This window comes from Streptomyces sp. NPDC054813 (assembly GCF_053611365.1).
The window spans coordinates 1-14,039 of record NZ_JBSHAF010000058.1; the positions used below are offsets into that span (position 1 = coordinate 1).

A 14,039-nucleotide genomic window follows, 5' to 3' on the forward strand; every position below is an offset into this window, starting at 1 on the left:
GTGTCGGTCTCGACAACGACGACATGCAGGGGCGAGGACACGGAACCGACAGGGTTTGCTTGAATCGTGTGCTCGGACGAAGGGCCAGCACGGTTCTGATCACGGACACCGACTTCCCGGATCGTCAAGCATGAGAGACGTGATCCCTGTTCGTGATCAAGGGCTTCAACAACCTTGAACATCAGGGGTCGCGTCGTTGGCGAAACGGGCGAACCGTCCCACGCGACCGTGTGTACGCAGGCGATCAGCTCATCTCGCCAACTGAGAACGCATCAGCCCTGCTCGCCGAGCGCCTCCAGGGCATGGGCGGGGTTCGGTGACGTAGCCGAGGACGCCGGAGGCGTCGACGGCCCACACGTGGGGGCCGTCCAGGTCGACGTCCTGCGGGGCGAGGCGGTGCCCCGCCCCGCCCACCCCGAAATAGAGGCTTGCGCTGCGCCCTCGGCGGCCGCCGGCCGACCCGCTTCATCGTCGAACGACCCGCCAGCGCCTCAAAAGTCCATTCAGCGAATCGTCTGCGCCGAGGTCGCCGTCGGCGCGGGATCGCTACCGCTCGACGGCATCTTGTCGCCACTGCCCACGCCCATCAGCACGGCCAGTGCGCCCGCCACGGCCGCCGCCGTCATGACCGCCGTACCGAGGTCGCCTCGAGTGGGGGAGCCGTCGTGGCTATGTGAGGAGTACTTGAAGACTGCAACCCCCGTCACACAGCTAATGATCAGGATCAGGGCGACTTCCGCCGAGATGTGTACGGTCATATTTGGGCCTTCTGGCTCGTGGGCCTGCCCGTCGCGACCGCCAGATCCAGCGGACAGGCCCTCTCTCCTGGCCCCCGCGGACGGGGCCCCTACACCCCTTCAGAGGAGTCACAGGGCCTCAAACAGCAAAAAGGCCCAACTCTCATTAATTAGCAAGCCCTCCATGGGCATGTCAGAGTTTCGTACTCTGAATCACCATTCGTGCAGGCAGGAAGGTGGTCGGGGGCCAGGGCGACTTGCGTGTGGTGCCGCCTGTGGCGGGCGGGGTGGCGTCGGTTGTGCCGGGTGCGCTGTGCGTCGTGGGTGGGTGGGTGTTCACCACTTGTCGGCTTCCTCGTGTGCGTCGTAGAGCCCGAATCCGGTGGCCGCGGTGGAGGGGGTGCTGTCGTCTTCGGTGTCAGGGAGGTCGTCGAGATCGTCGATGCTGTCGTCGTCGTCCCAGTCGGCGTCCGCGGTGTTGCCGGCGGCCTGTGCATCGTGTTCCGGATGGCGGGCTGTGGGGACGGCGGGTGTGGGGGTGCTGGCGAGGAGGGCGTGTTCGGTGGTGGTGGCGTGGCCGTTGTGGACGCGGCGCATGAGCTGGTCGAGGGCGTCGGCGAGGTCGGCTTCGTGCTGCTCGGTGTCGTTGTGGTGGGCGTGTAGGGCGGTGGTCCGGATGTGCTGCCAGGTGCGGTCGTTGAACGGCTGGTGGACGTGGTCGCGGTGGATCCAGGGGATTTCGGTGAGGTGGCCGTCGGGCAGGCGGACCCAGATCTGGCGGACGTCGTGGGGGTTGTAGTGGATCTCCCACTTGCCGCCTCGGCCGGCGACGGGGGAGTGCTGGCCGCGGTAGGGGGCGAGGAGGTCCGCGTCGTAGGTGCGGTGGTGGATGTGCCGGAGGCGGTGATGGCCTGCCAGCGCACGGGCAGCAGCTCGAGATAGTCGTGGCCGGTCAGCGGGACGGGCACGTATCCGGCGACGGCGATGAGCGCGGCCCACATCTGGTTGGGGGTGAGGGCCTTCTTGGGCATCATCGGGTGGCGCAGCCCTTCGTGGGGGCGGTGGTGGTAGTGCACCAGCCATTCGTCGAGGAGGTCTTGGAGCTGGGGGACGCTGTAGCAGGCTTCTTTCTCGGTGTCGGGGCCGCGGCGGGTGACGTCGGAGCCGGTGTAGCCGGGCAGGTGCTGGCAGAACAGGGCGTTGATGGTGCCGAAGGCGCGTTCAACAATGCCTTTGGCGGTGGGGGCGTGGGGCGGGCTGGGCTGGACGCTGATGCCGAGGGTTTCGCAGGCGGCGGTGAACGCGCGGGAGACGAAGACTTTGCCGCGGTCGACGACGATCGTCTCGGGCAGGACGACCGGCCGGGCCGCCGCACCGGCCAGGCGTTCGTCCAGCGCGGCCAGTCGCTGGTGGGGGAGCGCGGGGGCGTGGTCCATGCGCAGGATGTTCGGCCAGGTGGCGCGAGCGGGGTGCGGGACGGCCATCTCGGCCAGGAGAAGGGCCGCGTCGACGGCTTTGGTCGCGCTGGGGCATAGGACGGCGGCGAGGATGGCGCGGGTGGCGACGTCGATGGCGATGGTGAGTTCCGGGCGGGCCAGGCGGCCGTCGTCGAAGAGGGCGAGGACGTCCAGGCGGGTGGTGTCGACCTGCACCTGCTCGCCGGGCCGCAAGGCTGTGGCGGGGGTGAAGGCCCGTCCGTCGAAGCTGGCGGGAACCTGCCGGACGGGGCCGGTGGGCAGTTCACCCGGGCGGGCGAGGGCGGTGACGAGCCGGTACAGCGTGGCCTGGGACGGCGCGGGCACCGTCCCGGGGCCGTGCCGGTCTTCCAGGATCTGGTTGATCAGCGGGAACAGGCCGTTGATGGTGCCCTTGGAGCGGCCGCGCCGGCGGCGCAGCGCTTCGCGGACGGCGGCCACGACCCGCTCGTCGGCCCGCCCAGTGGGGCTCGAAGTGCGGGTGGTGCGGTGATCGAGAAGCCCCCACAGGCCCTGCTTGCCGTAGGCCAGGCGCATGCGCTGCACCGTGGTGCGCGAGACGCGGCCGAAGCCGAGCGCGGTCAACTCTGTGGCCTTGGCCTGCTCCCGCTCGGCCAGCGTGTGCTGCGCAGGGTCGTACTGCGGCCGTACCGCTCCTTCGCTGCCGGGCCCGCCCGGCAGTCCGCATTCCACTTCTCTGACGTGCCGCTGCCAGGCCAGCGCCTTCTCCCGTGCTGCGGCGGGGGCGGTCTCGAACAGCCCCCACTGCGGGGCCGCCTGAGGCATCTCGGCCCCGATGACGGTGAAACCGGGATCGGCGAACAGGTGCCCGGCGAGCACGGCCTGACCGCCGCCGTCCGGGCCGACGAGGTGGATGTCCTGCCCTGCCAGGGCGACCACCTGCCACTTCACCCCGCGGAAGCGGACATGAGCCCCGACCTTGACCACCGGCCGGGCATGGCGCCGCGCCCTCACCCGTGACCTCCCGTCTCGTCCGGACCGCTTGGGCTCCGGGACGGGCCGACTAGAACACGCTCGTGGAGCGGTGTGTCCAGGGGTGTCGTCAGGTGCCCGTGCCACAGGGCGTGGAAGACGGCGGGGAGAACCTCGATCGGGTCACCGGCCGCTTCAGCGCCTTCCAGCAGCGGCCGCGGGTGTGTGAAGGCGCCGAGGAGGGCGGGCATGAGGCCGGGGCGGCCGGCGTTGCGGGGATGGCGGTAGCCGGCCAGCCATTTCAGGTTGGCGGCCAGGATGCCGTCGAGCGGTTCAAGACGCCGGTAGGTCCAGCCGAGGTGCGCGCACGCCTGCGTCACGGCTTCGGCGGCTTTCAGGGCGCATTCGCCGCCGGCGTCAAGGTGGCTGGGGCAGTCGGCGAGCAGGGCGGTGCCGTCGCGGTGGCGGGCGAACAGCTGCGGCACCCAGGAACGGACCTGTCCGCGCGGGTTGTGCCACAGCAGCCGTACCGGCCGGCCCGCCAGGCCGGTCACCTCCGGGTCGCGGTCCAGGACCATCAGCTGCAGGCGCATCGCGTTCGATCCGGCCGCCACGTGCCGTCCGGTCGTGGCCGACCACCACAGGCCCGGCCCCCACCGCCGCCCCGGGATCGCCGGGAACGCGGAGACGGGCGGCAGGTCCTCGAAGGCCACTGCCAGGGCCGCGTCCGCCCACCGCTGCTGCACCGCCTGTCCGAGAGGGTCGAGGAAGACCGCCTCGAAGCCGCTCCCACACGGCACGGTGCGCCCTGGCCGGTTCCCGGGCCGGGTTTCCCCTGTGCTGATCACCCGCGCCAGCCAACTCCTGCTTGGCTGCGCGTGCCCGTGTTTTCAGTTTTTCTGCCACCTGTGAGTGCTGTTATCGGCCAACAGCCGACATCCCCGCCGCGGACGCGATACTCAACGGTCGTCCTCCCGGTCGGCCGTCAGCAGGGTCATCAGGGTGTCGGGAGACATGCCTGCCCACTGGGCGACCTCCTCCAGGGGTCTCCCGCCGTTCACCGCCACCAGGGCGGTGCGTTTCCAGGCGTTGTCGATCAGGGCGGCGCTGTGGCGCAGGCCGCCAAGGAGCCGGCGGGCGACTTCGGCGGCCGGCCCGGTCTGTACCCCGCGCAGCTGCAGCAGTTGTTCCTCGGCGCTGTTCACGGTGCTGGTGATCAGCGCCCGCTGCTCAGGTGGCACGACGGCCCGCCACATCCTGCCCGAGCCGGGCGCCTTCTTCTCCTTGCCGAGCACCCGCAGCTGCCCGGCCATGGTGGCGGGCTGGTGCTCCTGGCGCAGCCACCAGGGGTCGTTGTCGTATCCGGGCGGTCCGCCGGCCCCGCGGCGGATACGGATGACGCTGCCCATCCAGGAGGTCAGCGGGCCGCCGTAGTCGGTCGCCGCGAGCGGCCCGAGCCACTGCCGCCCGACCCGCTCGCCGAGCCGGTGGCAGAACATCCCGTCGGCGGGCAGCGCCCGCGGCTGCCCGGCGCCGCTGTCCTTCCACACCAGCTCGGCCATGTCCGGATCCAGCAGCGCCTCGGCGACGGCCACCACTTCCGGGTAGACGACCGCGTCCCGGCCCACGATCCGCCACCGCTCCAGATCGCCCCCGGCGTTACCGCCGGCGACCAGGTGCAGACGCCGCGGCCAGATCGTCTCCTGCTCCCAGCCAAGGGCCTGGTCCCACCACCGGGCCACTACCGCCTGCGCCAGCGCGAACACCCGTTCCGGTTCGGCCCCCGCCCGTGCCGCCTGCCGTACCACCAGGGCCCACCGCCTGCGGGCCGCGGCCACCTCCGGCACCGCCCGCAGATCGAGGTACTCCAGCGGCTGGTCGGCATCCGCGTCCATCAGCCACCGACCGTGCCGCACGCACACCCGCTCCCACCGCGGCAGGTACCGCACCACCCGGACCGCCGCCCCGACCCGCCGGGCCATACACAGGCGGCAGCCGAACGCGGCCGGCCCCGCCACACCACCGGCCGTCCGCCAGGCCGCCCCCGGCGGTCCTTCAGACAGCCTGCCGTCCCGCAGGCCCCAGGACGGCAGCGCCCGCGCCAAAACCCTCTCGTCCACCTCGCACAGCTGCGCCAGCACCTGTCGGCCCGCCGCGTTCAGCAGCATCTCCGCATCAGCCCGCTCGCCCGGCCCCTCGTGCCGTGGCGGGTGGTTGCGCCACCGCCAGTACGAGCGCAGCGCTGTCGCCTCCATCCCGTAGCGGTGAGCGGTGCGCCAGATCAGCGATGCGGTCGTTTCTCCGGGGAACGGCGCGACACGGAACACTCCAGGCGACAGGCCTCTGTTCCCCACGGCCGCGCCGGCATCTGCTTCCTCGGCCGAGCTCGTCATCGCCACGCCCCGGCCGACCTGCAGGACCGACTCCACTGCACCATGAATGGTTATTTTCCTTCGGGTACCGGTACTGCTTCTGCACAGGCGGCTGGCTCACAACGCCAGGTTCTACCAGGAGTCTTCTCCGTTGTGAGGCGAGGTGGCGGAGCCGTCCGGTTCGATGCCGTGGGGCCACAGCCGTACCCACAGCGGGTCGACGCGGTGCTGGAAGGGCAAAGCCTCTCCTCGGTCCAGTGCTTCACGGGCCGTGCGCATTGCTCCGTGAAGGTCGTGCGCTTCGTATTGGAAACGAGCGATGTTGGCGAGGGCTTCGGGATGCCCGTACCTGGCAGCGGATTCCCAGAGGTCTTCGGCGGTTTCTTTGTCGCCGGCTGCTTCGCGACATATCGCCAGGTCGGCAAGTGTGCCGGTGAAGCCGTACTCGGCGGCTTCTCGCGCGTAGTGCGCGGCTTCGTCGTGCAGGCCTGCCTGTTCGCGCATCATGGCCAGATCGCTCAGGCAGGAGGGAGCGCCGTTGATTGCCGCGTAGTGAGCCAGGTCGGACGCCTCAACGGGAAGACCGGCCGCTTCGTGTCGCAGAGCGATTGCTGCCAGCGCATCCGGCTGGCAGCATGCGCCGGCCTGCAGAGCCAGGGCCGCCGCCTGCTCGTAGTCGAAGGCTTCGGCAGCGTTGAAAGCGAGGTCGGCCAGTGCCTTGCAGGTGAGATGATCTGCCGGCCAGTCGGCGTCAGCGTCGAGCCAGCCGTACTCGGACGGCTGCTCTTCGGCGCCGATCACCGGCACGGAACTGGGAAGCCGGCGGGCGAGCTCCTTCAGGAGGCGGGCGTAGCGCAGCCGCCAACGCTCCGCGGCCGCCGAAGCCAGCGCACTGACATCGGCAGGTCGTGACAAGTGCTCCAGCGCCGCATCCCAGAACGAGGCCGGTGGACACAGATGACTGCGCGTCCGGCGGCCGTACTGCTCCATGTAGTCGGCCAGCCGGAACCAGCGCTCCTCGTGGCTGCTTCCTGTGAAGCGGCGTATGCGCTCCAGCAGAGCCGCATTTCCATGGACGCACCGCGTGGTGTAGCTGAGGGCGTCTTGGAACCAGTCGTCGTCCAGAGTGCGCAGCACGGACGGAGACAGATAGCCGGTGGCCGCTTTCTCGAGGAACGCTGCAGGAAGAGCAATACCGCAGCCCAGACGGCGCGCGTCCATGGCCGCGTCCAGGACCGCCCTGGCGCCCTGGCCGGCATGACCGTGCCGAGCGAGCAAGGCCGGAACGCCGGCGAGGAATTGGGTGATGCGGCGGTCAGCCGCCCCCTCAAGCGCCTGTGCCAGACGTTCGTCCGATCGCGCGGCGCTGCGCACAGCGTCAAGATCCTGTTCGGTGAAAGCGTCCGGCACGCGAATCTGGCGACCGGTCAGCAAGTGCCGGCTCTGCGAGTGCGGATCGCGTTCGTGTCTGGCCGGCAGAGATGTCAGCTGGTCCCAGTGCACGGGCCACAGGGTGCCCCCCACCAGGATCGGAGCCCGGCCGGCATCCGCGAGCATGGTCTGCACGGCCGCCGCGATCGGTTCTCCGGCTTGAGGTGCGCCCAGATAATGCTGTGCCTCGTTCAGCCAGACAACGGTCCTGGGTCCTGCCGCGGCCAGCCCGGCCAGGGCCGCCTCGGCCCGAGTGGGATCGAAAGGATGCCACAGACGCCATCCGTCGGCCGCCAGCACCTGGATCGCCTCCCAGCACGCGCGCGTCTTGCCCGTGGAGGACTCGCCCACTAGAACGCACATCTGGCTCTGGCCGGCCCGCGCGGCAGCCACGACACGCTGCAGATGGATGTCGTGCTCCCGAGCCACGTAGACCGGTAACTCAGTGGTCTCGGCTGCGACATGGATCGCATGATGCACTTCCAGGTCGAGCGGTCGGCACTCGCTGATGAGACGGGTGGAGAGCGCTTCTTGTTTCGTGTCTCCTCCCGGCTGGCCGGGAGGCAGGACATAGACATGCGTGAGAGTGTTGTGATCGCCCGTGACGACCGCTCCGACATCCCCGCCTGCGGCGACCGAGTCTTTGCTCGCCTGCACCCGGCTGCCCGGTACCTGAAGTGCGTCACCTGCACCGTCCGGTGCCCCGTGTTCCCGGCGGCCCCACACCGGCATCACGTACGGTTTCCGTCGCCGGTGATGACCTCACCGATGTCTCCCGCGGCAGCGGTGCTTCCGGCTCCCAGGGCGTGCACGCTGGCGCCGGTCGGCGAACTGGGGCGCCGCGCCACCGGGTGTGCCGCCCGGTTGCGGTGGCCGGTGATGACACGTCCGACATGCCCGCCCGAGGCCACAGCACCGCCCTGAGCCTTGACCAAGACACCGTTCGAGCCGGCAAGCGCCCATAGGGAGACCATCAGCCCAACGAGTCCGCCGATCGCCCCCATGACGCTGCCGAGCCGGTCCGCGGTCGCAAGATCCATAAAGACGGCAACGGCCGCCAAGCACAACGCCGCCGCCCCGCACGCAACCGCGCATCCCACCAGTGCGTATCTCCGCCATTCCCGCATAGGACTATCAAACCTCTGTTTGAGGCCTGATGTACCCGAAATGCTCCTGCATCGTCTGCCCCATGCCAGGAGCCGGAACGACTGGAAGGGTAAGTCGTATCCCGCTCCCCTCTTACCTCCGCGAAAAGGTCCCTGCAGATGGACGGGGGCGGCGAAGGACCGGCCGCCGGGTCCAGACCGGCGGCCGGTCCTCGGTCTGTTCGCGGGGGTTAGGCGGCCGTGCCTTCCTCCTCCGGCTCATCCAGCCCCTTCTGGTCACGTAGTTGACCAGGTGGCGCCGGTGCGAGCGGACTCAATGCGCTGGGTGAGATCGCCGTGGATGTTCTGGTGTGCGGCCGGGCTGCCTCCGGGCGTTGCCCGCCGGACTGGGTGCTGCGCACGACGGGCAGCGCGCCCGACGTGCTGCACGCGGTGGCCGGCCACCGGCCCCTGAGAACCCCTTCCCTCGCCGCGCGCGGCAGCCAGGCCGCCCAGGAGCGGTCGGTACGCGCCGCTTTGGAGGCCGGGGCCGTACGCCGGCTGACCGTCCTGCGCGCGCACCGCATGGGACTGGGCATATGGGCGGACCTGGCGGCCCTGCACCGCACCACCGGCACGGACGTGAGTGCGGTGCACCACGCCCGGCTGCCCGTGGACCTGGCGCACCTGCTGCGTCACTGCGACCACCGCATGGTCACCACCCGCGCCGCCGTGCAGGCGCTGTACCCGCCTGCGGAACCCCCGGGGGAGCCCTGAAGCCATCCCCGGGCTGCCCGCGCCCGAGGCCCTGCACGCCTGCTCGGCCCTGGCCGAGGCAGTCTCCATGATCCAATACATTGCGCAATACGCATAAATATTGAGAGATTAGTGATAGGCTTCGCGTTATGAGCATGGGTCTCGAGGAGCGGGTGAGGTCGTCGGTGGCTGCGCTCCTGTATGCGACCGGTGAATCGCAGTCTGCTCTGGGGGCTGTCCTGGGGGTGAGTCAGGCTCAGGTGAGCCGTCGTCAGCGCGGCTCTGCAGCCTGGACTCTGGCGGACTGCGAGGCGGTCGCCGCGCACTACGGCATCGATGTCTTGGACCTGATGGCGGGACCCACCCGGGCAGCGGAGGCACTGTCTGCCGCGCGTCGCCGCCTCGTCGGCCGGCAGGCCGGCACGGAGCGTCCTGCGGCTGTCGCGGAAGGCGTGTGATGACGGACTTCAGCGCAATCGACGCGCTGCTGGCCAGGGCCGGGAAGGAGGTCCCGCTGCCGCCGGCCGAGGAGCGGCGCGTCCTGCGTGAGGAGCTGAACCTGTCGCGTGCCCAGCTTGCTCAGGCCTTGGGTGTCGGTTCCTCCACTGTCGGGGGCTGGGAGTCCGGGCGGGACCCGAGCGGTGAGACGAGGGCGAGGTACGCGTACTTCCTCGAGGGAGCCAAGGCCAAACTGGCCACCGAGGCGGCCGAGCAGGCCTCCGCCGGCGAACCCGAGGACGAGGTTGTCACGGATGCAGGGCAGACGGCGGGTCAGGACGACGACGTCGATGCGCTCACGGTGCCCCAGCCGTGTGTGCTGTGCGGGCAGCCGGCCCGCCACCAGGTCGCCGGATTCCCCCAGCACCTGGACCCCGCCGAATGCGCTACCGCACCCCCGGCCCCCCAACCCGAACCCCCGTCCGTGCCGACGGCCGTTCCGGCTGAGGCGGTGCGTGCCCCGGGCCGCACCGGCAGGGCACAGCAGATTCCCCGGGAGCGCACGGGCGTGCGGCTCGTTGTGGCCGGGCGCCGGGTGCAGCCCGCCGACGCCCCGGACCTGCTCGCCGGGCGGATCTCCTCGGCGGTCGCGGCCGCGCTCGCCGAGCACGGCGGGGACGTCGCGGAAGCGACGGCGGCGCTGGTGAAGCGGGCGATCCCGGACGCGATGGCCCTGCTCGACCAGTCCCGAAAGGGCGGCCGGCACGACGTCGTCGCGCACCCGTGGCTGCCGGACGTGCTGCGCAAGCAGTCCGCGCGGGGCGCGGACCAGGTCTGGGAGGCCCGCCCGAAGTGGACCCGGCCCGAACTTCCGGCCGGCGCCCACGAGGTGACCGCGCTGGATGTCAACGGGGCGTACCTGTCGGCGCTGAAGACGCATCTGCCGCTGGGGCAGCTGGAGCACTCCGAGGGCGGCCAGCACGACCGGCGCCGGGCCGGCATCCACCTGATCACCCCGCCCGACTGGGAGCACGACGCCGTCCTGCCGAACCCGATCGGCGCGCGGGACGAGCCGGGCCCGCTGTGGGTGACCGAGCCGACCCTGCGCCTGCTGCTGCGGATCTCCGGCCCGAAGTACGGGCTGTGCGCCCCGCCGGTGATCCACGAGTCCTGGACGTCCGGGGCCACCGAGGGTCTGCTGGAGAAGTTCCGGATCACGCTCAAGGACGCCCGCGACCGGGCGATCGCCGAAGGCGACGACGTGACGCTGGAGTACGTCAAGGCGATGTACTCGAAGTTCGTCTCTACGATGGGGGAGTCGAACTACAACCGGGAGCTCTACCGCACCGACTGGATGCACTTGATCCGCTCGCAGGCGTTCGCGAACCTGTGGTTGAAGGCCCACCGCGCGTACGACGAGGGGCTGATGGTGGTGCGGGCGATGGGCACCGACGAGCTGCACGTGGCCGGTGACTGGCGCGCTATCTTCCCCGAAGGGCGCGGCGTGACCGAGGTGAAGGTCAAGGACGTCTACACCGTCGGCGAAGCCGCCCCCGTGACTCCGGAAGAGGCCTGACATGCCCGAGCGCAACCTCGACTTCGGCAAGTTCGGCGCCCGCGGCATCAAGGGCCACGAGGCCGTCGCGCGGCAGCTGGACGCGCTCGCCGGATACGTCGCCACCCCGGTCACCGCCCGGCGCGGCCTGCTGGCCCGCCTGCACTACCTCACTCGATCCGACCGCGCCCGCGCCGCCGCCCGCGAGGCCGGCTTGACCGCCACGCCCCGCACCATCCGGGCCTGGCTCGCCGGCACCCGCTCCCCCTCCCGCGCAAACCTGGCCGCGATCGAGCAGGCCTACCGCGCCGTGCGGCGGGAGAACGTCGCCCGCTACCTCCTGGCCCGCCTCAACCGCGACGGCCGCGGCACCCGCGTGGAGTTCCACCCGCTCAACCAGTCCCAGGTCACCCGGCCCCAGCAGCGGGCCGTGGCGTACCGGACGCTGAACGTCCGGCGGTGGGACCGGATCGTCGCGGCGTGGGTCGCCGACGATGACGACGCGCTCGACAACGCCTGGGTCGACGACGCGGTGGTCGACCTCGGCTCCCAGTGGGGCCAGTACGAGTACGTCACCAACATCGGATTCGCTGCCTGAGCGGTAGTACAACGGCGAATCAGTAGACAGCCGGTCTACCAGCTCCTCACGGGAAAACCGGCCGTGAGTTGGACCCTTTCCAAAGTCATCCGGATCGAGGAAGGGCTCCTGACCTTCACGTTTTGACGAGGGCACGAAGTCGCCCCCGGGCGAGTCGGACTAACTCCTCAAAGAGATTTGGTCCTTTGTGCTGCTGGACGGTCAGGCCAGTCCTAGGCGTTGAGGTGCGGCGGAGGCCTGCGGCGATGTTGCAGCAGCCGTGCCTGTACTGCTTGCAGGGCCCCCACCTCGTCGCTGACAAGCCGTCACATCTCAATTTCCGCCGGGAAATCGGCGCGACTTCTCAGGGGCATTAACCGAATCCACTCCCGCCTTTGCTCAATTGCAGAAGATAGATCGTCGGAGTGTCCTCAGAGAGAAACCTTGGTACGTGTGGTAAAGGGGCTTGGGTACAGCGATTGCTGAGCGCGCCCACAAAGGGTAATGTGGTCGACGGCGGATAGTTGATGTCGGCAGTTAATCGCCAACGAGAGACTCGTTCGAGATCAGCAGGAGAATCTCATGAGCTTTCCCCTCGGCAAGCTTCTGGAGCTCAGCGTAGACAAGACCCAATCCCCCGCCGGGCAGGACCGCATAGTTGTCGCCATGGGTGACTTTCAGTTCTTCCCTTCTTCCGGCCTAATCACCATGAATCAAGGTGATGAGCTGGACCTGGACGACGAGGATGTCTTCGTGCCATTCGGCGAGAGCGACGTTGAACTTACGCTGAAAGCGGTGAATCAGCCGGGGCACCCAATTTCCCTAGGGTCAGTATTTCTCAGGCACGACGAAGTCAACCTTGGAGAATTGTCGAAGAAATTCGAGGGCGGCGGGGCTCTGTATGGGTTGAAATATAAAATCCTGCCCTGAGGTGGCACGGCGTTTTTGCAATCTGGCGCCTCAAGACTCTCAACTTCCACGCGGGCGACCGGTTACAGCAGGTCTTTGCTCGGCTTGTCCGGCAGCACACCCCCGGCGAAGACCCGGACGACGCCGTCCGCCAGCCCATGCCGGAGGCTGTGGGCGTCCATGCAGACCCGGTGCAGGTACCTCGCCAGGTCGTCGGGGCTGGCACAACTGACTCCCTGCTCGGGTCTGTTCTGCCTGTAGAGGTCCCCATACGGCTGCTCAGCGATACCGTGAAGGCACATGCCCGTACCGTGCCTGGAGGCTCTGATGAACGACCAGCTGGCCCCCGCCGACGGAGCCGTCCGGCAGCAGCTGGAGCCCGCGGCCGCCGACGCGGTCCGCGCGTACGCGGCCCAGACCCGCGAGAGGGCCGACCAGTTCGCCGCCGCCCTGGAGCATATCGCCGAGAACGGCCTGCCCTCGCCGGAAGACTGCACGCCGTGGGAAGACCTGCGGGAGGCGCACCTCGCCCGGCTCGCCGCGCAGCGGCCGGCCGTTGCCTGATGCCCCAAGGACACACGCCCCGCCGCGCCCGGATCGCCTTCTCCGACTCCGCCGCCAAACAGCTGGAGAACATCACCAGCGAGGCAAACATCCACGCCCTGGACCGCGCCCTGGTCGTCATATCCGTCGACCCCGAGATCGGCGCGCCGGTTCCCGGCGATACCACCGGGCCCCAACTGCGCCAGTACACCGATGACATCGAAGCCGTCAGGATCCTGTACTTCGTCACCGCGTTGCGCACCGTGGTGGTCGTCGCCTACATCGAGGTCTGACCTGTAGCCGGCCTGGGCTGGCACCGTGGTGATGGGCGCTGGCGAGGGGTGGGCCAAAGGCGATTAACAGGGCCCCGAGTTGCAGAGATCAGCTATGGGCGCAATGCTGAGAAGTACAACCTGGGGCGGCCGAATGGGTTACCAGTTTTGTGAAGCCTCGCCGCCCGTTGTCTGGCCTCTCTGGCACATTTCGCCAGTCGCACAATCTGTATCCCTCCTTTGAGGAGCAGTCATGGGCAGGAAAGACCCCGATTCATTGCCGCCTGGGACGATTTTCTCTCGACCGAAGATTAATATATCGCTCAATTTCCATCGCGATGAATTCGATGACATACATGTCGTCGCGACTGGATTCGGCCCTGGAGAACATGTGGAGCTGACGAGAGATGACGTCAAATTTGGTCGGCTAAACAAAATGGCACGAATTTGGGAAGGCCCTGCGGACGGTCAGGGACATTTCGGCGTGGAGGATGTACCCGAAATCGAGTCAGTGGTTTCGAACTATTTCTACGTTGCGCGCGGGGATCAAAGCGGGAATTCGAAGGCTGCCGAGTATGATTGCTGATTCTGACCTCAGTCGCAGTTAAAACCGGTGTGGTTGTCGTCCTCAGCTTGAAGAGGATTCCCGTTCGGGAATTGACGCATTCTCAGAGGGCGGAGTGGGGGTGGGGTGTCATCCCAGAATCTAGCCCGTAGTCAGTTTTGACGCACGGCCCGGCATTGACGGTCCGTCAGTACTGGTCGAGGGTGCGGGAGTCGGGCCACCCCTCCTGCCTACTGCTGCCGCTTTCGCCTGACTGCGGAGCAGGCAGGCCCCCTGACCGGCGCGGAGCGCTGGTCAGGCAAGGGCGGGCACGGAGTGCCTGCCCGTCCCGGACGGAGTCCGGGACCCTCCGGCGCGCAGCGCCGGTAAGCGTCGCGTAGCGACGCCGCGT

The 14,039-nt window shown here is 68.9% G+C and carries 13 protein-coding genes and 1 pseudogene; 8 read left to right on the forward strand and 6 right to left on the reverse strand.

Annotation, left to right across the window (positions count from 1 at the left end):
* Window positions 1-503: 503 nt before the first annotated feature.
* From ACWGJB_RS49315 to ACWGJB_RS49340, 6 genes and pseudogenes are all read right to left on the reverse strand, one after another.
* Window positions 504-758 (reverse strand): hypothetical protein, encoded by a 255-nt coding sequence (locus tag ACWGJB_RS49315; protein WP_453386559.1) that lies wholly within the window; start codon window positions 756-758, stop codon window positions 504-506.
* Between the two features lie 315 nt (window positions 759-1,073).
* A pseudogene (locus ACWGJB_RS49320) lies at window positions 1,074-3,160 on the reverse strand (transposase).
* 23 nt (window positions 3,161-3,183) lie between these two features.
* Window positions 3,184-3,945, reverse strand: coding sequence for a TnsA-like heteromeric transposase endonuclease subunit (locus ACWGJB_RS49325; RefSeq protein ID WP_453386560.1), 762 nt, complete (start codon window positions 3,943-3,945; stop codon window positions 3,184-3,186).
* Window positions 3,946-4,104: 159 nt separating this feature from the next.
* Window positions 4,105-5,400 (reverse strand): DNA-binding protein, encoded by a 1,296-nt coding sequence (locus tag ACWGJB_RS49330; protein WP_453386561.1) that lies wholly within the window; start codon window positions 5,398-5,400, stop codon window positions 4,105-4,107.
* A gap of 249 nt (window positions 5,401-5,649) precedes the next feature.
* Complete coding sequence (locus tag ACWGJB_RS49335) at window positions 5,650-7,683, reverse strand: hypothetical protein (RefSeq protein WP_453386562.1); 2,034 nt, start codon at window positions 7,681-7,683, stop codon at window positions 5,650-5,652.
* Window positions 7,680-8,009 (reverse strand): hypothetical protein, encoded by a 330-nt coding sequence (locus tag ACWGJB_RS49340; RefSeq protein WP_453386563.1) that lies wholly within the window; start codon window positions 8,007-8,009, stop codon window positions 7,680-7,682. Before ACWGJB_RS49340 ends, ACWGJB_RS49335 begins: the two co-directional genes overlap by 4 nt.
* 381 nt (window positions 8,010-8,390) lie before the next feature.
* On the opposite strand from ACWGJB_RS49340, the gene ACWGJB_RS49345 reads away from it, so the two are divergent.
* From ACWGJB_RS49345 to ACWGJB_RS49380, 8 genes are all read left to right on the forward strand, one after another.
* Entirely contained in the window at window positions 8,391-8,810 is a 420-nt protein-coding gene (locus ACWGJB_RS49345) for a hypothetical protein (protein WP_453386564.1), read from the forward strand.
* A 128-nt stretch (window positions 8,811-8,938) separates the two neighbouring features.
* On the forward strand, window positions 8,939-9,247 hold the full coding sequence (locus ACWGJB_RS49350) for a helix-turn-helix domain-containing protein (protein ID WP_453386565.1): 309 nt from the start codon (window positions 8,939-8,941) through the stop codon (window positions 9,245-9,247).
* Complete coding sequence (locus tag ACWGJB_RS49355) at window positions 9,247-10,803, forward strand: helix-turn-helix domain-containing protein (RefSeq protein WP_453386566.1); 1,557 nt, start codon at window positions 9,247-9,249, stop codon at window positions 10,801-10,803. Before ACWGJB_RS49350 ends, ACWGJB_RS49355 begins: the two co-directional genes overlap by 1 nt.
* A gap of 1 nt (window position 10,804) precedes the next feature.
* Window positions 10,805-11,380: a transcriptional regulator gene (locus tag ACWGJB_RS49360; RefSeq protein ID WP_453386567.1), complete on the forward strand. Its 576-nt coding sequence runs from the start codon at window positions 10,805-10,807 to the stop codon at window positions 11,378-11,380.
* 561 nt (window positions 11,381-11,941) lie between these two features.
* A complete protein-coding gene (locus ACWGJB_RS49365; protein WP_453386568.1) occupies window positions 11,942-12,289 on the forward strand; it encodes a hypothetical protein in 348 nt (115 codons plus the stop codon).
* Between the two features lie 306 nt (window positions 12,290-12,595).
* On the forward strand, window positions 12,596-12,832 hold the full coding sequence (locus ACWGJB_RS49370) for a hypothetical protein (RefSeq protein WP_453386571.1): 237 nt from the start codon (window positions 12,596-12,598) through the stop codon (window positions 12,830-12,832).
* Window positions 12,832-13,104 (forward strand): hypothetical protein, encoded by a 273-nt coding sequence (locus tag ACWGJB_RS49375; protein ID WP_453386569.1) that lies wholly within the window; start codon window positions 12,832-12,834, stop codon window positions 13,102-13,104. The genes ACWGJB_RS49370 and ACWGJB_RS49375 overlap by 1 nt, the downstream gene beginning before the upstream one ends.
* Before the next feature lie 232 nt (window positions 13,105-13,336).
* Window positions 13,337-13,669 carry a hypothetical protein gene (locus ACWGJB_RS49380; protein WP_453386570.1) on the forward strand — a complete coding sequence of 111 codons (333 nt, stop codon included), beginning with the start codon at window positions 13,337-13,339 and terminating at the stop codon, window positions 13,667-13,669.
* Window positions 13,670-14,039: the final 370 nt, after the last annotated feature.